The 20,579-nt window shown below is 70.1% G+C and carries 17 protein-coding genes; 3 read left to right on the top strand and 14 right to left on the bottom strand.

The genetic code is table 11. The features are described 5' to 3' along the window. Positions 1-84: 84 nt before the first annotated feature. Both Acor_RS16890 and Acor_RS16885 read right to left on the bottom strand, forming a co-directional pair. The gene (locus tag Acor_RS16890; RefSeq protein WP_155337610.1) at positions 85-1,404 is read right to left on the bottom strand and encodes a copper amine oxidase; all 1,320 of its coding nucleotides are present in this window, start codon (positions 1,402-1,404) and stop codon (positions 85-87) included. Between the two features lie 89 nt (positions 1,405-1,493). Then, on the bottom strand, positions 1,494-2,978 hold the full coding sequence (locus Acor_RS16885) for a choice-of-anchor G family protein (RefSeq protein ID WP_170316962.1): 1,485 nt from the start codon (positions 2,976-2,978) through the stop codon (positions 1,494-1,496). A 295-nt stretch (positions 2,979-3,273) separates the two neighbouring features. Between Acor_RS16885 and Acor_RS16880 the strand changes: the two genes are divergently transcribed. From Acor_RS16880 to Acor_RS16870, 3 genes are all read left to right on the top strand, one after another. Beyond that, a complete protein-coding gene (locus Acor_RS16880; RefSeq protein WP_170316961.1) occupies positions 3,274-5,412 on the top strand; it encodes an RCC1-like domain-containing protein in 2,139 nt (712 codons plus the stop codon). A 55-nt stretch (positions 5,413-5,467) separates the two neighbouring features. Beyond that, on the top strand, positions 5,468-5,773 hold the full coding sequence (locus Acor_RS16875) for an FIMAH domain-containing protein (protein ID WP_155337607.1): 306 nt from the start codon (positions 5,468-5,470) through the stop codon (positions 5,771-5,773). A 538-nt stretch (positions 5,774-6,311) separates the two neighbouring features. Then, complete coding sequence (locus Acor_RS16870) at positions 6,312-7,679, top strand: ricin-type beta-trefoil lectin domain protein (protein WP_155337606.1); 1,368 nt, start codon at positions 6,312-6,314, stop codon at positions 7,677-7,679. 163 nt (positions 7,680-7,842) lie between these two features. Here Acor_RS16870 and Acor_RS16865 read toward each other — a convergent pair whose 3' ends face one another. From Acor_RS16865 to Acor_RS16810, 12 genes are all read right to left on the bottom strand, one after another. Then, entirely contained in the window at positions 7,843-8,175 is a 333-nt protein-coding gene (locus Acor_RS16865; RefSeq protein WP_155337605.1) for a hypothetical protein, read from the bottom strand. Between the two features lie 220 nt (positions 8,176-8,395). Then, positions 8,396-9,154 (bottom strand): glutamate ABC transporter substrate-binding protein, encoded by a 759-nt coding sequence (locus Acor_RS16860; protein ID WP_246238695.1) that lies wholly within the window; start codon positions 9,152-9,154, stop codon positions 8,396-8,398. 76 nt (positions 9,155-9,230) lie between these two features. Beyond that, positions 9,231-10,643 carry a hypothetical protein gene (locus tag Acor_RS16855; protein WP_155337603.1) on the bottom strand — a complete coding sequence of 471 codons (1,413 nt, stop codon included), beginning with the start codon at positions 10,641-10,643 and terminating at the stop codon, positions 9,231-9,233. Position 10,644: 1 nt separating this feature from the next. Then, complete coding sequence (locus Acor_RS16850; protein ID WP_155337602.1) at positions 10,645-11,310, bottom strand: FHA domain-containing protein; 666 nt, start codon at positions 11,308-11,310, stop codon at positions 10,645-10,647. 2 nt (positions 11,311-11,312) lie between these two features. After that, positions 11,313-12,602 carry a VWA domain-containing protein gene (locus tag Acor_RS16845; RefSeq protein ID WP_155337601.1) on the bottom strand — a complete coding sequence of 430 codons (1,290 nt, stop codon included), beginning with the start codon at positions 12,600-12,602 and terminating at the stop codon, positions 11,313-11,315. Then, positions 12,599-13,498, bottom strand: a complete 900-nt coding sequence (locus Acor_RS16840; protein ID WP_246238694.1) for a PP2C family protein-serine/threonine phosphatase — start codon at positions 13,496-13,498, stop codon at positions 12,599-12,601. Before Acor_RS16840 ends, Acor_RS16845 begins: the two co-directional genes overlap by 4 nt. Beyond that, the gene (locus Acor_RS16835) at positions 13,495-15,696 is read right to left on the bottom strand and encodes a serine/threonine-protein kinase (RefSeq protein WP_155337600.1); all 2,202 of its coding nucleotides are present in this window, start codon (positions 15,694-15,696) and stop codon (positions 13,495-13,497) included. Before Acor_RS16835 ends, Acor_RS16840 begins: the two co-directional genes overlap by 4 nt. Continuing rightward, positions 15,693-16,868, bottom strand: a complete 1,176-nt coding sequence (locus tag Acor_RS16830) for a hypothetical protein (RefSeq protein ID WP_155337599.1) — start codon at positions 16,866-16,868, stop codon at positions 15,693-15,695. The genes Acor_RS16835 and Acor_RS16830 overlap by 4 nt, the downstream gene beginning before the upstream one ends. A 175-nt stretch (positions 16,869-17,043) precedes the next feature. Next, the gene (locus Acor_RS16825) at positions 17,044-17,709 is read right to left on the bottom strand and encodes a response regulator (protein ID WP_155337598.1); all 666 of its coding nucleotides are present in this window, start codon (positions 17,707-17,709) and stop codon (positions 17,044-17,046) included. A 3-nt stretch (positions 17,710-17,712) separates the two neighbouring features. Next, positions 17,713-18,849: a sensor histidine kinase gene (locus Acor_RS16820; RefSeq protein ID WP_218034327.1), complete on the bottom strand. Its 1,137-nt coding sequence runs from the start codon at positions 18,847-18,849 to the stop codon at positions 17,713-17,715. A 10-nt stretch (positions 18,850-18,859) separates the two neighbouring features. Continuing rightward, the gene (locus tag Acor_RS16815; RefSeq protein WP_155337597.1) at positions 18,860-19,648 is read right to left on the bottom strand and encodes a CPBP family intramembrane glutamic endopeptidase; all 789 of its coding nucleotides are present in this window, start codon (positions 19,646-19,648) and stop codon (positions 18,860-18,862) included. A gap of 248 nt (positions 19,649-19,896) precedes the next feature. Beyond that, positions 19,897-20,571, bottom strand: a complete 675-nt coding sequence (locus tag Acor_RS16810; RefSeq protein WP_218034326.1) for a TetR/AcrR family transcriptional regulator — start codon at positions 20,569-20,571, stop codon at positions 19,897-19,899. Between the last annotated feature and the right edge of the window lie 8 nt (positions 20,572-20,579).

Below are 20,579 nucleotides of genomic sequence, written 5' to 3'. Positions count from 1 at the left end.
CAGGTCGCGCTGACGGAGCGGGACACCGGCGTTGCACAGCAAGGACGTGTACGCGGACAAGTCCGGGAGACCCGCGCGCCAAGCTCATCTCAGGTGCCCTGCGAGGGGATTTGCTGGGGGTTGAAGCAGGTGCTCGCGGTTTGGTGGGGTCAGGGGGTTCTGGGGGAATGCGGCGAAGGGAGTGGTGGTGAAGCCCTGCCAGTGCATTTCCATCGGGGAGCGGTCTTCAGGGCGGGGGACGTGGTGAAAGGAGACCGCGACCCAGGACACGACGTCGGACAGGAGCTGGTGGTCGGACACGAACTGCGGGACGGTGTCGGTGGGGCACCCTGCGAGCAGGTTGTCGGAGGCGTAGAGCTCGCACGGGTTGTGCTGGGAGAACGCCACGTCGTAGCCGTAGCTCGCGGTGGCGTCGTTGGAGATCGTGTAGGAGATCTGGTGGCCGTTGGGGTTCCGGTGGGGGCCAAGCACCCGCCAGAAGCGTCGCGGTGCGACCCGCCGGGTGGTCTCGCGGGTGAGCGGGGACCAGGAACCGGCGAGGATGGGGGCCTTCGGGCCGGTCCGGCCGGTGAATTCGGCGTCGTACTCCTCGACGGTCTGTGGGCCGCCCAGGTCCCAGCGGATGCGCCAGACCGCGTTGTGGCTGTGGCTCACCGCCCCGTCAGCGGTTGGCGAGCCCCATTTCGGGTCGGTGGAGTGGTCCTTCGGGGACAGGTCGCCGGTCGCGCCGAGTTGCGGGGTGATGGCACCGTTGTCGGCGAAGCTGTAGACGGTGAGGTACTCATACCAGCCGACGATCGACAGGGTGCTCAGGTCGAAGCTGTGCCCGCGTGACACGGCGAGGTGTCCGCCATAGCTACTGCGACGTCCCAGCCCGGTGTCGCGGTCCTCGGCGCACAGCACCGCGCGGTTCTCGGCACCGCCGACCGCGCCGGTCCCGTAATCCGGGATGCTCGCGTTGATCCGCTTGCCCGCGCAGTCCACCGCGGACCGGGCGATCATGCTGCGCCCGCCGAACCCGACCTCGGTGATGTCCTTCGTGGTGTCCAGTCCGGTGTCGTACGGGACCTCGAGCTGGCCGAGCGTCAGCTCCTTGATGACCGGCAGCGGGTTCCGGCCGGGGGCGAGATAGCGGATCTGGCCGAGCACGAGCCCGGCGTGCGGGTCGATCCGCCAGCACATCTGCCAGGCGCTGCCGGCGGCGAACCGGTGGCTGATCGGGGTGCCGCCGTCCGCGCACTCCTCGCCGGGGGCCACCTGCGCGGCCGAGGTCACGCCGCGGGCGGCGACGGCCGGTGGGGCGTTCCGCTGGTCCTCCCGTATCGCCGCGCCAGTACCGTTCCCGTCGGCGAACAGCGCCAGCACGGCGGCGGACGAGACGACGACGGCGCGCGTGCGCTGCACGGCATTCACCTTCCGTGGGAATTAGGCGGCACGCGGAGACGGGGTGCCACAGCAACCGTGGCACCCCTCCTGCGAGGCGGTTGGGCAGATTACTTACAGTTGGGAATGGCCACCGAACCGGAGGACAGGCCCAGGTCGAGCCGGACCGCGACCGTGGATTTCAGGAAGTTGATCGAAAGGGCCGAGGTGAACCGTGCGTTCGGCAGCCGGACGCCGGACGGCAGGATGCAGGTCCGGGGCTCCTGGTGGTTGATTTGAACCGAGAGCACCTGGTTGGCCATGGTGAAGACCGGCAGGATCATGTTCACCACGGTGGAGGTGAACCCGAACTTGATCCTGGTGATCAGCAGGTCGAAGATATTGTCACCCGCCTTGGCAAGGTTCAGGCGGGCGGCGCGGCGCGCACTGCCGTCCCCCGCGTTGGCGAGGATCAGGTCGGAAGCCGGCTTGAACACCTTGCCGACAGTGCTCAGGCTCTTGGTCAGCGTGGTGAGCAGTGCCGCGGCCAGCGGGGCGGCCACACCGGTGCTGGTGCTCACCGGCTGCGGCATGGTGCCGTCGAGTGCCTGCCGCAGGGTGAAGTTCCAGGCGATGTCCATTTTTCCGCCCAGCGCGACCGGACCGGCCCAGCGCAGGGTGAGCTTCACCGCGTCCAGCGAGTTGCTGATCGTGCCGAGGGCGATGTCGGCGGCGTCGTGCATGACATCGTGAATCGCCTGGGTGATCAGGTGGTAGTCCTTGGAGCTGATCAGCTCGGTGTTGGCCGGTTTGTCGTTCAGCCCGCCGACGAGCTGGTCCAGGTGGACGGTCACCGTGCCGGTGGAGAAGTCGATCGTGACGACCTTGTTGTGCGACGTCAGCGGCCTGGCGAGCAGCCTCCCGAAGATCTTGTCCCGGGTGTCGGACTGCACGGTCAGCGTCGGGGACGGCACGCCGAGCGGGGTCAGCAGGGACTTCAGGGGGGCGAGGTTGGCCTTCTGGTTGACCATCTGCTCGATCTGCCGGTCGACGCCGCCGATGGCCTGGTAGAGCTGGCCGGCGGCGTCCTTCACCGCTGGGGAGCCGATGAGCAGGCTCGCCTGGCCGACCCGGTACTCGGCGGGCTGGAGCTTGCCGTTGACGAACTTCGTCCGTGACGAGAACGCTCCGAAGGTCGCGGTCACGTTGTCGACCAGGCTCGGTGGCACCAGTTTGGAGCCACCCAGGGCCAGCAGGTTCACCGAGACCGGGCTGGCCGGGCCGGCGGCGCCGCCGAGCGTCCCGGAGGCCGCGTCCGTGTCGGTCGCCCCGGACGCGGCGGTGCGGCTGCTGGCCATCGACGCGAAGCCGTCGAGGTTCAGGATGCTGCTCAGCGGGACATTGCCGCCGCCGATCGGCACCGACGTCGCGCCGAGCTGGACGTTGTTCACGGTGCCGGTGTTCGTGCCGGGGTCGCCCGGGTAGGCGGCCGAGCTGCCACCGAGCGTCAGCAGCGGCTTGCCGGCGGCGGAGAGCACGAACGGTGCCGCGGTCGCGGTGCTCGCCGGCGGCGCGTAGTCGGCGTGCGCGGTCCCCGCGGTCAGCGCAACGCTCATCACTGCGGCCGTCAGCGTGATGGCGTTCGGACGCCGGATCACCGATTGTGCGCAGGGCTTCCAAGATTCGGACATGGGTCCACCGTGTCGAGCCCCTCGGACCGCCGTCCAGCCTGACAAGCGATCTTGGAATGTCTTTACCGGACGATCAGGCAACTGCCCCGAACTGGCGGTTGCTGGGGTTTCCCGGCATGGGCGTGGGCCGCGCTATCAGACCCGACGGGCAGATCGGCGACGGAACCACGACGCAGCGGATGGCGCCGGTGGTGGTGGCCCGGGGCGCGATCCCGGCGGGGTGCGGTTCGCCACGGTGTCGGGGTCCAACAGAGGGGCTGCGGCGATCGGTACCGACGGGAAGGTCTACGCCTGGGGCTTCAACAGCCAGGGCCAGCTGGGCGACGGCACCGACGAGAACCGCACGACCCCTGTGGCGGTCGACTTCGACGCGGTTTCTGCTGCGGTGCCCACCGCCACAACGCTGACCCTGCCGGACGGGCTTGAACGGGATGTGCCCTACACCGCGACCTTGACGGTGACCCCGGCCACGGCGACGGGCCAAGTGCGGCTGGTCAACCTCACCACGGGTTCCAGTAGCTCACTCGCGACGCTCGTGGACGGCACCGCGCAGGTGACGGCGACTGTCGCGGCGGACGGCCCGCAGGAGATCATGGCAGAGTTCGTGCCGACCCTGTCGGCGGACTTCAAGGCCTCGGCTTCGGTGCCGGTCACGGCACTGTTCGGGCCGGGCCCGAGGCCGTTGATCAAAGCGAGCCGTAGCCAGATCATCACGACGCTCGACACCGCGGAGAACGCGGACCTGACCCTCACGCTCACCGACGGGGACACGCCGGTGGAGGACGTCGCGGTGACGGTGTCGTCGAGCAACCCGCTGATCACCCCGGCGCAGGTCACGGTCACCGGAACCGGCGCTACCCGCACGGTCCGGATCAGCCCGGCGCTGACCCAGAAGATCGACGGAGTGGTCCTGACGTTCACCGCGAAGGACTTGGACGGGAACACCAGCACGGTGGACGTGTCCTACTTCGCGTCGCTGCCGACCCCCTCGTCGACCGCGACGTACTACTACGGCGACGCGGACGCCTCCGCCGCGGTGGACGCCGGTGACGACTACGTGCTCGTGGCCGACGACGAGCACCAGACCGTCAAGCTCTACCAGAGCGGCCAGAGCGGCTACCCGGACAAGGAGTTCGACGGTGGTACCAATCTGGAGATCGACCTGGAGAGCGCCGCGCGGGTCGGCAACCTGATCTACTGGCTCGGGTCCCACGGAAACAACCGCTCCGGCGAGAGCCGTCCCTCGCGCAAGACCCTGTTCACCACGACGGTGCGCGGCTCCGGCGCGAGCACCGAGATCGCCGGCAGCCGGGCTTACACCTCGCTCTGGAACGAGCTGCTGGCCTGGGACTCCAGCAACGGGCACGGGCTGGGCGCCAACCGGCTGATGTTCGTCGCCGCAAGCGGCAGAAACGTGCAGCCGAACCCGCCGAACGGGTTCAACATCGAGGGCTTCTCGTTCGCGCCCGGCTCGGCCAGCATCGGCTACCTGGGCTTCCGGGCGCCGTCGATCACCGTCGAGGGCACCGAGCGCGCGCTGATCGTGCCGGTGAACAACTTCGACGCCCTGGTCGCGGGCACGGCGGCCCAGCCGGAGTTCGGCGCCCCGATCCTGCCCAACCTGGGCGGGCGCACCATCCGCGACATCCGCAGGAACGCCAACAACGAGTACCTCATCGTGGCCGGCCCCGGCGTCGGGGTCGACACGGGGGCGCTGTACACGTGGAACGGCGAGCCCGCCACGGCTCCCGTGCTCAACCAGATCCTGCCCACGATCGACTTCCACGTCGGCGGCGCGTGGGAGGCGATCAGCGTCATGCCCGACCGGCTCGTCACCGGGGCGAAGGTCGAGCTGATCAGCGACACCGGCGACGCCGCGCTGTACGGCCCCGGCGAGGCCAAGGACCTGGCGCGCCCGTTCCGCAAGGCGTACACCGACACCTTCACGCTCGCCGACACCTTCGCGCCGGAGACGGCCGCGACGATCGCCCCGGCGCAGCCGGCGAGTGGCTGGTTCACCGGCGCGGCGCTGGTCACGCTGTCCGCCGACGACGAGGCGCAGGGCAGCGGGATCGGCCGTACCGAGTACCGGCTCGATGGAGGAGCATGGACCGGTTACTCCGAGCCGGTCGTCATCGCCGGCGATGGTTCGCACACGCTGGCCTACCGTTCGGTCGACAAGGCGGGCAACGTTGAGGTCGCCAAGACTCTCGCGGTCAAGGCGGACGCGATCGCGCCGGTGACCACCGCCGGCACCGCTCCGGCGAACGACGCCGGCTGGCACGGGGACAGCGTGCCGGTGGTTCTCTCCGCGACGGACCAGTTGTCCGGCATGGCTGTACAGGCTGGCCCTGGGTGAGCACACGCTCACCGTCACCGCCGTCAACAAGGCCGGCAAGCAGACGGTGCAGACGGTGCAGACGGTGAAGTTCTCCCTCTGGACCTCGACGGACGAGATTTCCGCGCTGATCGACCGGTTCAAGGCCGAACGAAAGCTCACCCCCGCCGCCGCCGTCAAGTTGCAGGTCCGGAGCGCCAGGGTCATGGTGTCGGAGGACAAGGGACGCGAACGGGACAAGAAGAAGATCGTCAAGAAGCTTGAGAGGTTCGTGGAGGCCGTCAACGATCCGAAGATCGTCTCGGACGCTCAGATCAAGGCCACACTCCTGCGCGACGCCAACGCACTGATCGTCGAGAACGGCGGCACGCCGGAGAACTAACCGTAGGTCGGTTCCGGCATCTCAGGGTCCTCCGCGTCACACGTCGCGAGGGACCCGCCTTGATGACGGCCCCCCGACCCACGCGCCCCGGGGTTGGCCGATACCGGCCGAAACTATCGGAATTCCGTCAAAACTTCCGAGCAGGGCGCAATAGCACGTGACGACGGCATCCCATGATCATATTTCGGGAGCCACTGCCCTCCGTCCGGCACGCGACCGACTATTCACTACGAAAGTTTCATCCGGTACGCCGCGAGCGGGCACGAGCCTTCCCTGGCCAGCACGCGCAGGGGCACGCCCCGAGGGCCCGGTGTCCGGGGCTGCGAATCAAGTTACTTGACATCCACAATCGGGTCGTATTTGCTCCCTTGCACTACACCCCATACAGCGCGCAAGCGGCATACCGATAAGTCCCCCGTGAATGTTAGCGCTCACATCTCCGATTCCGGAGCCCGGGCATTCGATGCCGCTGATGGAGAGGAACGCAGAACATGTCTTTATCGTCCGGCCCGGTCCCAACAGCCAGAGGGAATCGCAAATGTTAAAGCATAGGTCCATTCTCGGGACAGTGGCGCTCGCGGCGGCTGTCGTCCTGGTGACGGGGCACGCGGCGATGAGCAGCGGCACACACGCCTCGGCGTCCACCGCCGCCGCGCTCGCGGGAACCTCGGGATGCGGCAAGAACCCGACATTGAGCAGCGGAACGCAGACCATTACCACCAGCGGCAAGAATCGCACCTACATTCTGCGGATTCCCGCTAACTACAACAACAACAACCCCTACCGTCTGATCTTCGGCCTGCACTGGCTGAACGGCAACATGAACGACGTCGACTCGGGCGGCAGCAGCGGGGCCTCCTGGTCCTACTACGGACAGCGGCAGCTGTCGAACAACACCGCGATCTTCGTCTCGCCGCAGGGCTTCAACAACGGCTGGGCCAATTCCGGCGGCGAGGACGTCACCTTCATCGACGACATCATGCAGCGGGTCGAGTCGGATCTCTGCGTCGACCCCTCGCTGCGTTTCGCCATGGGATTCAGCTACGGCGGCGGCATGAGCTTCTCCCTCGCGTGCAGCCGCGCGACGGTCTTCCGTGCGGTCGCGGTGTTCTCCGGCGCGCAGCTCAGCGGATGCAGCGGCGGCACCCAGCCCATCGCCTACATGGGACTGCACGGCATCACCGACAACGTCCTCAACATCTCGCAAGGACGGACGCTGCGCGACAGATTCGTCCGTAACAACGGCTGCACCGCGCAGAACCCGCCCGAGCCGGGCTCCGGCAGCCGGTCGCACATCGTCACCGCCTACTCCGGATGCCGCGCCGGATACCCGGTCGTCTGGGCCGCGTTCGACAACGGCCACACGCCCGGCCCGGTGGACGGGACCTACACCGAGAACGGCGCCCAGACCTGGACCAAGGGCGAGGTGTGGAAGTTCATCTCCCAGTTCGGGAGCACGACGCCCACTCCCACCCCCACCGTCACCCCGACCGTGACGCCGACCGTGACGCCGACCGTCACCCCGACCTCCACGACCAGCTTCCGCCTGCGCAACGAGAGCGCCGGGCGCTGCGTCGACTCCCCCAACAGCGCCAACGCCAACGGCACCCTGTTGCAGATCTACGACTGCCACACCAACGCCAACCAGCTCTTCAGCTACGGCTCCGGCAGACTCCAGCTCCTCGGCAAGTGCCTGGACGCCCCCACGAACGCCGGCTCCGGCACCCGCGTGCAACTGTGGGCCTGCCATACCAACAGCAACCAGCAGTGGACCTTCAACTCCAACGGCACCGTGACCAGCGGCGCCAACAACCTCTGCCTCAACGTCACCGGCACCGGCAACAGCTCCACCGTGACCGTCGCCACGTGCAACGGCCAGGCCGCCCAGAGATGGACCAGGGCATGACCACCCACTAGCCGATGGCAGGCGTCGGGTCCAGGTGACTTCGCCTGGACCCGACGCGCTTCATCGTCCAACGCATGGGCGCACCCGAACGCCACAGCGTCACCTGACGTTCCGGTTCTACGGCCGCCTCTATCTCTGGGGCGAAGACCTGCGGGTCGGGTGATCAAACGCGCCTGCAGATGGCGTACGCGGTCCCGCCCCTTTTGACGGTGGGCTTGACCTGCTCAGAGACGCCGTTGACGTACGTTCGGGTGACCCTGCTTTCGTAGGAGGTGGAGTAACCATTGCCGATGGACTTGTAGCCGACGGGGCAATCAACGGTGGTATCGCCGTTCGTGACTTGCTTTTTCACGATCTTGGTCGTGGGCTCGGGATCCGTACCGGCTTCGGCTGTTCCGGTGAGTGTGAGGCCGGTTGCGACGAACAGGCCGAGCAGCGGCGGCGCGCCGACGAGGATGGCCTTCGTCCAGTCGCGGATGGGGTGCTGTAGCAGCATGTGTTCCTCCAAGCACTGAGCAAATAGTACGATCTGTCATCTCCAGTTACTTAGAGTGACAATCGGGGGCTTGGGAAACATGGGTCATAGCCTGCGTGATCTTGAACAAGGGTCGATGGCCACCTGGTCCCGCCCGGCGCCTCGGCGTCGTTCAGCGCCCGGGTGATCCGGGGGGCCAGGTGAGCTCGCGGCGAAGTGCGCCCCGCGTCGTCGGCGGAGGTCAGCCGCAGCCTTCGAACTGGGGGACGGTGAAAGTGAGGGCCAGACCGGACTTCCCGAACCACTTCTGCAGCAGCTTCTTGGCGGTTCCGTCCAGGTACATCTCGGTGATGGCCTTGTTGACCGCCTCGCAGCCGTCCAGGTCCCCGGCCTGGATGCCCACGCCGTACCGCTCATCCGTGAAAGGCGCGTTGACGATCTTCAGGTCCGCAGTCGCGAAGCCGGCCAGGATGAGGTCGTCGGTGGAGACCGCGTCCACCTTCCCCGCCTTCAGATCGGCCAGGCACTCGCTGTAGGAGGCCGCCTGGACCAACTCCACGGCGATCTTCCGTTCCTCCTTCACCCGACGCCAGGAGTTCGACCCGGTCACCTGGCACAGCTTGCGCCCCTTCAGGTCCCGCACGCCGGCGACCGCGCTCTCACTGGCCCGTACAAGAGTGTCCTGGTGGGCGACGTAGTACGGCCCGCCGAAAGCCACCTTCGTCTTACGTTCCGGAGTGATCGAATAGGTGGCGACGACCAGATCCACCGAGCCGTCCATGAGCACCTTCTCCCGCTCGGACGAGGGGGTCGCGACGAACCTGGCGTTCTTCCCCAGCTTGCCGGCGATGTAGGTGGCCACGTCGACGTCGAAACCGGCGAACTCGCCCTCCGCCTGCTTCATCCCCAACCCGGGCTGGTCCGGCTTCACCCCGATGACCAGGAGATCCCTGTCGAGGACCGACGAGCCGACACCGCAGGCCGTTGACAGCAGCGCCACGGCCCCAAGCAGCGCCAAGGCGGTTACCCGCCGCGAACGGCCCCTCCCGGTCAGCGCGACCATGAGCATCTTCCCTTCACCGGTATTCGGCGAGCCGGGGCCGGACGCCGACCAGGATCAGCAGGGCGGCGGCGAGCGCCGCCCCCGGCAACAGCAGGTTCCAGCCGTCGAGGGCGCGGTCGCCCGCCGCCACGGCGGCGTCGAACGCCTGGCGGCGCTGCGCGGTCAGCTCGACCAGAGCAGCGTCGTAGGCCCCGAACGACGTGCCCATGGCCTGCCGGACGGCGTCCCCGTTCTTGCCCGTGGTGGCGAACTGCCGCATCTGCCGGTCATCACGCTGGAACTGCTGGTAACGCGTGAGCACCTTGGCCAGTGCCTCGCGCTGGCCGGGCAGGGTGACGCGGTCGGCCTCCGAGCCGTAGAAGCCGAGGAAGTCCGCCTTGCCGGGGAAGGCGGCGACGCTCTGGTCTACCGCGGCGTAGTACTTGTCCAGGTTCCCGCCGGGGACGTAGAGCACCGACTGTGACTTGTCCAGGTATACCTGCTCGTAGGTGTCCGCCCGCTGCGGGTCGAGCAGATACCTGCTCTCGTCACCGTGCAGGCTGTTTCCGATCGCCCGGGCCCGGGACAGCACGAGAACCGAGTCGAAACCATCCTCTTTGGCCGTCCGCAGCTCGTCGGACGCCCGCTGCAGGACGAGTATTCCCGCGACGGTCAGCACGCCGACGACGACGGTGGCCGCCAGCAGCGCCGGGTTGATCGCCCGGCGGAACCTGCGGGTCAGGAAGACCTGCAACGCGACCAGGACGGCCAGCACGAGCGCCCCGCCGAGCGCCACCCAGAACCGGCCGGCCAGCACGGCGGACGACTCGGCCGCGTAAGCGTGCCTGACAACGGTTCCGCTGTCGAGCGTGAGGTTGTACGCCTTGGGCAGCAGGTCCAGCCGCATCAGGTCGGTGGCCTGGCGGTATACCTCGAGAGCCGGCTGCGAGGGTGGTCCTGCGGCATGCGGGGCCTGCTCGTCCAGGAGCAGGGCGCGCGACGCGAGCCGCTCGTAGCGGCCGAGCCCGTCGAGTACGGCGCGCACGGTCATCTGCCCGGTCGGGTCGCCGCGAGCCAGGTCGGCGGCCTGCAGCACGGCGCTGTCGGCCTGGGCGCGGCGCTGGTCGTAGCGGTTCAGCGCGGCCTGGCGGCCCGGCCTGCCCTCTTCGCCGGCCAGCAGCACGGTGGCCACCTGAGCGTCCATGTCGCTCAGCGCGAAGTACAGGTCGGCGGTGGCCACCACCTGCGGGCCGGCTGTGTGCCCGATCGCCTGCAGCCCGTCCCCGGCGTGTGCCAGGGCCACGCCCATCAGCGCGGACAGCAGGCCGACGGCGAGGATGGCGACACCGGCGCCGGCGCGGATCCGCCCGGGAACCGTTCGCAGCCGCAGCGCGCGCGACGGCGAAGGCGCGGGCGCGGGGCCGGTGGTGGGGACGACGACGGCCATCTCAGCCCTTCCGCACCGTGATGCTGGTCCACGCGCCGACGTGGATGCGGTCCCCGTCGCCGAGCGGGATCAGCGCGTTGTGCTCCACCGTCTTGCCGTTGAGCAGGGTTCCGTTGGCGGATCCCGGGTCGACGAGCTGCCACGTCCTGTCGGCCTGTGCGAGCAGCACCGCGTGCAGGTGGGAGACGCCGGGATCCTCGGGCGGGCCGGCCAGGTCGATCTCGGGGGCCAGCGCCCGCGACTGGCTGCGCCGCCCGATCCTGACCTCGGGCCCGACCAGGGGCACCCGCCGCTCCGGGCAGTACGGCGGGAACGTGACGCGGGCCGCGTCGGGGCCGCCCTGCGCGATCATCGCCTGGTAGTGGTCACGGTCCGCCGCGATCACCGCGACCCAGGCGGAGGCAGGCGTGGCCGGGGTGGACGGGGTGGACGGGGTGGACGGGGTGGAGCGCCGCGTCCCCCGGTTCCCGCCGCCGAGGACGAAGTCGTACCCGCAGCTCTCGCAGAATCGGCCGCCACGTGGCGTCCCGCAGTCGGGACAGTCGTCCAGCTGGCCGGCGTCCGGGGCGACGACCGGAGCCGGGGCCGGGGTGCCCGTCAGCAGCGCGCCGCAGACGTCGCAGTACTCCTCGTCCGCCGAGTCGTGCCCTACCGGACAGATCGCCATGCTCAGGCCTCCGGGTCCTTGCGCATCCGGACGGTACGGACCGACCGGGTGTCGAGCGCGATCGCGTCCGCCTTGTCAACGTCCCGCCGGAGGCGAGCGGTTCCCGTCTCAGGATCGACCTCGATCACCTTGTCGAGCAGCTTGGCGGTCTCCTCGTTGCCGGCCTTCTCGGCGATGCCGCGGGCCTTGCCGAGCCGGGCGGTCGCGGTGTCCAGATCGCCGTCGTTGCGGGCCTGCAGGCCCTCCTGGATGAGCGCGGCGAGTTCCTGCTGGCCGGTGTAGTGGGCCACCCGGGGGTTGATGCGGGTCGACTGGACGGGGTCGTCGCTCCACTGCGCCAGGATGTTCCCCTTGGCCAGCACCTCCCCGGACTCGGGCAGGACCAGCCGTACCAGGCCGGCGCGCATCTCCTGGCCGACGTTCCCGGCGGGCACCCGCATGCTGATGTGGTACTCGCGGGATTCACCGCCCCAGGCTCCGGTGGGGTAGTCGCCGGTCAGCGCGTCCACCTCGGTACGGCGGCCGGTCAGGTCCTCCAGCGTCGGCGAAACCTGCTTGACGAGGTTCAGCGTCGCCGCCCGCGGCGTCCACAGGCGCAGCGCCACGTCCGCGACCGTCTTGCCCATCGCCGCCTGGGTCATCGCCCGGAAGTCGGCCTCCAGATCCTCGGGCCGCCGGATGTCCATCACGCTGCCGAGCAGAGTGGAGGCGATCTGGCGAAGCTCGGCGACCACCCAGTCGACGCCCACACCCCGGCAGTCGCAGACGAACTTCCCCGTGCAGTACGACAGGTTCGCGGCGAACTCCGGAGCGCGCTCGTACTCGTTCTTGCCGTCCGTCAGCAGGATGGCGTGCTTGATCGCGCCGGGGTGCGCCCGCTGGTACTCGCTGAACAGGTCGGCGGCGCACCGCAGCCACCGGCCCATCGAGGTCCCCCCACCGGCCACCAGCCGGGCCACGGCCTCCTTGGCGGCGCGCCTGCTCTGCGGGGTCGCCGGCGTCAGCACCGCGCGGTCGGGAAAGACGATCTCGGCTTCGTGGGTGCCCGCGACGATCGCGAAGTGCACGCCGTCGCGGAGGGTGTCGATGGCGGCCTGCGCGGCCTTCCTGGCCTCGGCGATCTTGTCGTACGACATCGAGCCGGAGGTGTCGACGATGATGATCTCGGCGGCTTCGACCGCCGGGGCCCGCTCGATCGGGCCGCTCGCCTCGACCGTGATGATCGCGTGCACGTCCTCGCTTCCCGAGGGAAGGTATTTGTTCTGATCCACGCGCAAGGTGAAGTCGGTCACTGCTGCTCCTTCGGGACGACCACGGTGGTCTCGGCCTGCTCGCCCTGTCCGAAAGGGATCACCAGGACGGTTACGTTGTCGTGTCCCCCGGCCTCCAGCGCAAGCCGGACGAGCCGCTGTGCCGCCGCGCGGGGGGTGGCGTTCAGGGCGACGGCGGCGAGCGCCGCCGGCTCGGGGTAGTAGTTCCACAGGCCGTCGCTGCACAGCAGGACCACGCCCGGCCCGTCCGGGGTGAACGTGTGGATGTGCGGCACGACCTCGCCCGCGTCCGCGCCCAGCCAGGCGGTCAGCATGTGCGTCGCCGGGGTCGCGTCGTCATCGGTCAGTACCTCGGACCCGGGTCCGAGCCAGTAGGCCCGGCTGTCGCCCACCCAGCCGATCGTGACCTGCCGCCCTCCGGCCACCGCCGACACGTAGGTGCAGGCGGGCGCGTCCTCGCCCGGCTCGGCCAGGGCGGCGACGGCTTCGGCGGCGAGCCGTACCGCCTCCCGGGTCGCGGTCGCTGGGTCGGCTCCCTCCGCCAGCTGCTTGGCGAGGGCTGCCACGGCGGTGTCTGCGGCGGTCTGGGACGCCTCCTCCGGGCGCGGCGAGGTGGACACCCCGTCGCAGACGACTCCTACGGCCACCGTGTCCGCCGCCGTCAGCGCCAGGGCGTCCTCGTTGCGGCTGTGCCGCAGGCCACGGTCGCTCACCCCGGCCGCGACCTCCAGCTCGATCTCGACGTGGTCGCGGCCGGAGGGCTGGAGCATGCCGCAGTTCTCGCAGTAGCCGTCGGCCCCGACCGCTGTGGCACCGCACGAGGTGCAGCCGGCGACTCCCAGGGCGTGGCCGCACTGCTCGCAGAATGCCTCGCCCACCAGGACGAGCGTCCCGCAGGCGGGACAGGCGCCGCTCACCACAGCGTCCTCGGGCGTACGGAGTTGGCCAGATCGACGAAGTCGCGCCGTTCCGCAGTGGATCGCGACGATCTGGCCAGCGCCCGGTAGACGCGCTCCAGCTCGGCGCGTACACCCTTCTCGTGCAGCGGAGTGCCCAGCAGCGTCGCCTGCCCGGATGAGGCGGCCCGGCTGGTGGCGACTCGGCCGAGAGCGCTCCTCAGTACTTCCGAGAGCAGTCCGTCACGGTCTCTGCCGTCGAGCTTCAGGTTTCGCAGCCGCTCGCCTGCGGCGACGAGCTCGCCTTCGGCGGGGTCATGTCCTCGTACGGCTGCCGCCACCGCGGCCGCCTGCGCCGCGGTGCGGTGGATGGAGGTCGCGGGCACCTCGTCCAGGCCGGCGGTCGCCCCGGCGCGGTCGCCCGCCGCCAGCCGGAGCCTGGCCAGGCCGAAGCCGGCGCTCACGTATGACCGGTCGGTCTGCCAGATGGCCGCGTAGTGGCGCTCTGCCTCCTGACCCGCTCCGCCGGCTTCGAGGGCGAACGCGAGGGCCAGCCTGGGCGCGGCCTCGCCGGGGAACCACGAGTAGAGCCCGTCGAAGATGCGCGCCGCTTCGTCCGGGTCCCCCGAGGCCAGCTGCCCGGCCCCCCGATACCACCAGATCCGCCAGTCTCCAGGCAGCTGCCCGGCAGCGTCCGCGAACAGCTGGTCCGGAACTGGACGGCCGAGTTCGCTGAGCACCCTGATCAGCGCGAGCGTGGTCTCCGGAGTGGACGGCGCGGATTCGAGCAGCGCGACCAGCTCGGCGGGGTTTCCCGAAGTGAGGCCCGCGAGCAGCCCGGCGGCGGGGTCGAGCGGATCCACCAGAGGCACAGGCAGCGCGGACGCGACGGCGAGGCGGTCGAGCGGGCCGAAGACCTGCCCCGTGACGGCCGGGGCGAGCTCGGTTCCGACGGCCTGCCGCTCCGGGCCGAACATCGTGGACTGCGCGGGGTGAGGGGCGCCCTCCTCCGCGGCGCGCACTTCCCTGAGCACGCCGACGAGTTGGTCGGACATCTCCGCCGTGCTTTGGAACCGGCGGGCGGGCTCGGAGTCGGTCGCCCGTTCCAGGAACCGGCGGTAGGACTCGTACCGCTGGTCGATCGCCGGCAGCGGCGCGACGGACCCGCCGCTGACGGGGCTGAACGGGAAGCTCAGCACGGCGAGCGTGCGCCCCACCGTGTAGAGGTCGGAACCCTCCGACGGCCCGTCGGAGGCGATCTCCGGCGCCTGGTATCCGACCGTCCCGTAGATCGCGCTGTCCGCGTCGTCGACCCGCCGCACGGCGCCGAGATCGATGAGCTTGAGCTGCTCCTCCACCTGGATGACGTTGCCCGGCTTCAGATCGCAGTACAGCAGGCCCTGGTCGTGCAGGTAGCCGAAGGCCTTGAGGATCTCCAGCCCGTAGGCGATGACCTGGGCGACCGGGAGAGCCTGGCGGTTGTCGCTCTCCCGCAGCCGCGCGCGCAGCATCTCCTGGAGCGGCACGCCGCCGATGTACTCCATCACGATGTAGCCCACCATCGTCCCGGTGCCGGGATCGGGGTGGGTGACGAAGTTGAAGATCTTGACGATGTTCGGATGGTCCATCGCGGTGAGGAAACGCCGCTCGGCCTCCGCCGCGGCCAGCGCCTCCACGTCCCCGGTGTCGAGCAGCCCTTTCAGGACCACCCACCGGCCCTCCAGGTTGCGGTCGGCCGCCAGGTAGATCCAGCCGAGTCCACCATGCGCCAGGCAGCCCTTGACCTCGTACTGCCCGCCGACGAGGTCGCCCTCGGCGAGCTTGGGCGTGAACGAGAACCGCCAGCCGCAGTGCGGGCAGAATCCCTCCGGCCGCCCCGGCTGGTCGCCTCTGCGGCGGCCCACCGGCTGGCCGCAGTCGGGATTGCCGCAGAAGCGCCGGTCCTCCGGCACCTGGGCGTCGGTCAGCACCACCCCGGCCGGGTCCCGGTACGGCACGGCCGGCACCTCGACCAGGCCCATCCCCAGATGGCCCCGGCTCGACCGGCGGCTCGACCGGCTCGAACCGGTGTGGGCCGTACCCGACATGTCCAGCCGGACGGACGGCCTGGTCAACGGTGCCGAGGGCGGCGCCGGCGCCGGCTGTGGGGCCAGGCCGCAGAGGTCGCAGTAGCCGTCCTCCACCGTGCCGCCGCACCCCGGCTGGGCGCATCTGATCACTCCGCCACCCCGATCCGGCTGATCGCCCGCTGGTAGGCGGTGATCGCGACGGTAGCCTTCCGCAGATCGCACGGTGCCGTCCAGAGCAGGGCTCGGGCCTCCCCGTACAGCTCACCGAGCGCGGCGTCCTCGGCAGACCCGAGCCGGACCACCTTGGCGTGGTAGGCCTGCAGCCGGCCGCGCAGTTCGTCACGGCGGCCGATGAGGCCCGCCATCGATTCGGTCGCGGTCCGCGCCGACGCCAGCGCGCCGTCCACGGCCCGTTCCAGTTCGGTCAGTCGCTCGACCAGCTCCAGCCAGCGGTCGCGGGCCGTTTCCAGCGCGCCCAGCCGGTTCCGTAACGCGGCGCTCTGGTCCGGCAGCGCCGGCAGCGCGGGTGAGGCAATCTTGACGAGCACCGTGGCCCGGATCGAGCGGGCCTCGTTCTCGGCCTCGGCGACCTGCGCGATGCGGGCGCCGAGGCGGCGGGTCCGATCGCCGTACTCCGCTCGGATTCGCGCGGCCTGCTCCAGCAGCCCGCGACGGGCGGTGAGGTCGGCGAGCAAGCCGTCGAGCTCGCCGCCGAGTTTGCCACCGGGAGCGGCCGAGCCGAGCGGGTCGGCGGTGACCGCCGCGCGAATCCGGTCGATCCCGGCACCGATGCGGTCCAGATCCGGATCACCGCCGTCCAGGTCGCGCAGCAGGTCCTGAGCCGAGCGGCGGGCGCTATCGGCCTGCTCAAGCCGCGGGAGCAGCGCGCTCCAGGCGTCGTCCGCGGCCGCGACCATCGCGGCGACGTCGCGGTAGGCGGCGTCCATCCGGGCCACCACCGTGTCCAGCGTGATCCACTCGCCCGCGGCCCGCAGCAGCGACCGCTTCTCGACGGGCACGTTCTCCGGCTTCAGCTCGACCGACGGGCCGGTGAGCAACGCGGTCAGCGCGGCCAGGTCGGGCTTGCCGGCCCTCAGCTCCTGCGCGCGATCGAGCACTCCGCGGTAGGCGTCGAACAACCACCACAGGGTCACCGCTCTGGCCTGCGCCTCGTCCCAGCGGCGCCGGGTCTCCCCGGTCAGCCGCGCCCCTTCGAGCAGCTGGTAGCTCGGGTGCGAGTCGAGGTCGAGCAGGTCGCCCGAGATCCTGTCCCGTTCTTCGGCACGGCGACGCAGCGCGAAGTCGACTCCTTCGATGCTCATCGGCGGGCCACCGGCCCTCGGCATGGCCAACGTTGCCTGCGCCCCCCAGCGTGGGATGGACAAGATTGTTATCACCCCATTCTTCACACAAATTCGGGATTCGCGCGCTACACCCGCCCCCCTTCGGCCGGTGGTGTGCGGAGATCGCCATCAGGCCATGCGCGGCTGGAATCGTTCAGCCCGGGCCCAAGACCAGGCCGGTCCGGTAGGCCAGGACGACTGCCTGGACGCGATCACGCAGGTCGAGTTTGGTCAGGATCCGGGACACGTAGGTCTTCACCGTCTCCGGGGTGATGAAGAGCTTGGCGGCGATCTCGGCGTTGGACAGCCCGGCCGCGATCTGCTGGAGAACCTCCAGCTCGCGCGGGGTCAGGACGTCCACCACGCGGTTGGGGGCCGGAGGGGCGGGGCGGAGCCGTTCGGCGTAGTGGCCGATGAGGGTGCGGGTGACCGCGGGGGCCAGCAGGGATTCGCCCGCCGCGATCGTCCGCACGCCGTTGATCAGCTCGGCCGGATGCGCGTCCTTCAGCAGGAAACCGCTGGCGCCCGCCCGGAGGGCCTCGTAGACGTACTCGTCGACGTTGAAGGTGGTGACCACCAGGATCTTCGCCGGGTACGCGGTGCCGGGGCCGGCCAGGCGCCGGGTGGCCTCGATGCCGTCCAGTACGGGCATCCGGATGTCCATCACGATCACGTCGGGGTTCAGCCGTAGTGCGGCCTCCACCGCCGCGCGCCCGTCGGCCGCCTCCCCGACGACCTCCATATCCGGCTGGGCATCGAAGATGGTGACATATCCGGCACGTACCAGCGCCTGGTCCTCACACACGAGCACCCGGATCATGCGTCACTCCTGGACGGAACCACTTGCGGTCACGGAAGGGATCAGTGCGCGGACGCGGAACCCGCCTTCGGGCCGGGCTCCGGCGATCAGCTCACCATTGAGCATTCGCACCCGCTCACGCAACCCGGCCAAGCCTCGCCCGCCCGACGCGACGACGGGAGCGGTGGCCGACCCCTCGGTGGTCACCTCGATCTCGATGTGGGTGTCGCCGTGCCGTACCAGCACCGCGGTCGGGTGTCCGGTCGCGTGCTTGAGCGCGTTGGTGAGCGCCTCCTGGACCACTCGGTAAACGGCCAGTTCCACATCGACGCTCTGCGTAAGCGGCCGGCCGTGCTCGGTCCACTCGATGGGCTGGCCCGACAACCGGGCCTGTTCCACCAGATCGCTCACTTTGCCCAGGGCCGGCGTACGGTCGGCCGCTGCCGAGTCGCCGGTGGCCTCCAGCACGCCGAGCAGGGAGCGCAGCTCCGTCAGCGCGCGACGGCCGGTCCCGCTGATCGCCGTGAGCGACTCCCCGGCCCGATCCGGCGCGCTCCCCAGCAGGTACAGCGCGGCGTCGGCCTGGACCACCATCGCGGTCACATGGTGGGTGACCACGTCATGCAGTTCGCGGGCGATCCTGGCCCGCTCGGCGGCCACGGCCACCTCCGCCGACAGCCGCCGCCGCTCGGCCTCGTCGGCCCGCCACCGGCGCACCCCGGCTCCGGCCACCCAGATCACCGCCAGCACCAGGAAGAACGCGAAAAAGTCCGGGAGCTGCCGGGGCGAGCCCAGCAGGTGCAGGACGACCGCCAGGACGACGTATCCCGCGGCCACCACGATCTGGGTGGTACGGCGGAGCCGCTCCTGATGGGCTCCGGCGGCGTACAGCGCCAGGTAGATTCCGACGGTGCCGAACGTCGGCGGGCCGGACAGCGTCTGGTGCAGCGCGAACCCGATGCCGACGATCGCCAGACAGGCCGCGGGCCAGCGGGTGCGTACGGCCAGCGGGAGGGTCAGCGCCAAGGTCAGCGCCACCGACAGGGCATCGGCCGGGCGCTTGGGCAGATCACCGAGTTCGGCCCCGATACCCGACACGGTCGGCGTGAACGCCAGCAACGTGAGGATCGCCGCGAGCAGGCCGTCCCTTTTGGCGGACACCTGACCGAGCCTAACGACGGGCACTGCGCCGCGGTACCAGGCGGGCGCGGACCAGCATCGCAGCCGCGATCAGCACACTCAGGACGACCGGCACGACCGAGGCCTCAAGCCCGAACCCGCCGCCGGTCAGCCACTCCGCTCCGGAAACGTGCGTGGTCAGTACGCCGTCGGACGCGTGGCCGGAGACCGGAATGCCCAGCAGCGCCTCGGTGGCGTTCCAGGCGAAGTGGAGCCCGGTCACGAACCAGATGCTGCGCCGCCACAGGAAGGCGGCCCCCAGCAGGACTCCCGCCTCGACGGCGATCGCCAGCGAACTCCACACGGTGGCGCCCGGGTTGGCCAGATGCAGACCGCCGAAGAGCGGCGCGGTGACCGCCAGCGCGGCCCGACTCCCGAACAGCTCTTCCAGGGCCTGTAACGCCAGCCCGCGGAAGATCAGTTCCTCGGTGACCGCCGCGCCGATCGAGACCGCGACCACCGGCAACACCACCGACAGGCCCTGGGACCAGGTGAACGAGTAGCCACCGAGAACCGTGATCACTAACACCGAGAGGAGAACGAACCCCAGGCCGATCGCCGCGCCGGACAGCGCCTCCCGCCCGGCTCCTCGCGTGGCCAGCTCCGGCATGGGACGCCGCGCTACGAAACGCATGACCGCCCAGTAGACGGCCACCGCAGCCACCGCGGCCACGACGGAGAGCAGCGCCCCACCCGAGGCCAGCGCCGACACCCCACCGACGCCGATCAACCCGACCGGAAGCCAGATGAGAGGAGAACGGGTGCGCTGCGTCGTTTCCATGGAAACCTCCGGTGACCTGCGCCGCTCTGGTACGGCGATTCACCGGCAACGCTACGAACGCGACCACAGGCCACGAATCCCCGGCAGGCGAACACTTCGGGTAGCTCTCACGGGGGATGCGCTCACCCATTGGGCGAGGCCCGCGCAGTCGGAAGGCCGGGCCGCCGCTTGTCCCTGCTGACCGCGGCTCAATCAAAGGTCTGGCCGCTTGTCCCCCTGCTGACCACGGTTCAACGGGGTCGGCCCGATCAGTCGTGTTGCGTGTCGCCCGGTGTAGGTTTCGGTTCGAGCTGCCAGCGTCGCTCGTAGTGCCGTGCGCTGGGCGCCGGACCGGGGAGCGGTCCGGCGTCATGATTGCGCAGGCCGTCCAGGCTGATGGCGAGCAGTCGTCGCCGGATGGCTTCGTCCTCGGTGCCTGGCGCGGCCGGGCCGCGCCGCCCGAAGAACTCCACCAGCCAGGCGACGTCCAGTGCCGTGACGCCGGCGCGCAGCACGCCCTCCCGGTGCGCCCGGTCCGCCAACTGCTCCAGCAGGCGACGGCCCCGCCTGCTGGTCTCCCACATCTCCGGGGTGGTCTCCAGCGAGCCCGCCAGCGGAGCGAGCGCACCCGAACCCCGCGCGACGCAGGCGTGCACGTAGTCGCTGAGGCCGGTCCAGGCGTCGGGGGCGGCGAGTGCGGCCTCGGCCGCCTGAATGGACTCCTCCATGGCCTGCATACAGAGCTGCCGCAGCAGATCGGACTTGCTGCCGTACCGGCGATAGAGGCTGCCCATCCCGACCCCGGCCCGCTCCGCGATCTCGGCGACCGTGGCGCCGGCGCCGTGCGCGGCGAAGACCTCCCGGGCCGCGTCCAGCACACGGCGGTCGTTCCGCTCGGCTTCGGCCTGCCTCCCCCGCCGGGAACGGTACTGCGGTTCTGCCACGAGCGAAG

Source organism: Acrocarpospora corrugata (assembly GCF_009687845.1).
Classification (GTDB): domain Bacteria; phylum Actinomycetota; class Actinomycetes; order Streptosporangiales; family Streptosporangiaceae; genus Acrocarpospora; species Acrocarpospora corrugata.
The sequence above is the reverse complement of the archived record's forward strand: the minus strand, read 5'-3'. Positions and strand labels throughout refer to the sequence as shown.

Coding starts and splice junctions, on each gene's coding strand:
- Acor_RS16885 (WP_170316962.1), bottom strand. CDS start 2,978: ATGAGCGTTGCGCTGACCGCGGGGACCGCGCACGCCGACTACGCGCCG.
- Acor_RS16870 (WP_155337606.1), top strand. CDS start 6,312: ATGTTAAAGCATAGGTCCATTCTCGGGACAGTGGCGCTCGCGGCGGCT.
- Acor_RS16865 (WP_155337605.1), bottom strand. CDS start 8,175: ATGCTGCTACAGCACCCCATCCGCGACTGGACGAAGGCCATCCTCGTC.
- Acor_RS16855 (WP_155337603.1), bottom strand. CDS start 10,643: ATGGCCGTCGTCGTCCCCACCACCGGCCCCGCGCCCGCGCCTTCGCCG.
- Acor_RS16850 (WP_155337602.1), bottom strand. CDS start 11,310: ATGGCGATCTGTCCGGTAGGGCACGACTCGGCGGACGAGGAGTACTGC.
- Acor_RS16830 (WP_155337599.1), bottom strand. CDS start 16,868: ATGAGCATCGAAGGAGTCGACTTCGCGCTGCGTCGCCGTGCCGAAGAA.
- Acor_RS16825 (WP_155337598.1), bottom strand. CDS start 17,709: ATGATCCGGGTGCTCGTGTGTGAGGACCAGGCGCTGGTACGTGCCGGA.
- Acor_RS16815 (WP_155337597.1), bottom strand. CDS start 19,648: ATGGAAACGACGCAGCGCACCCGTTCTCCTCTCATCTGGCTTCCGGTC.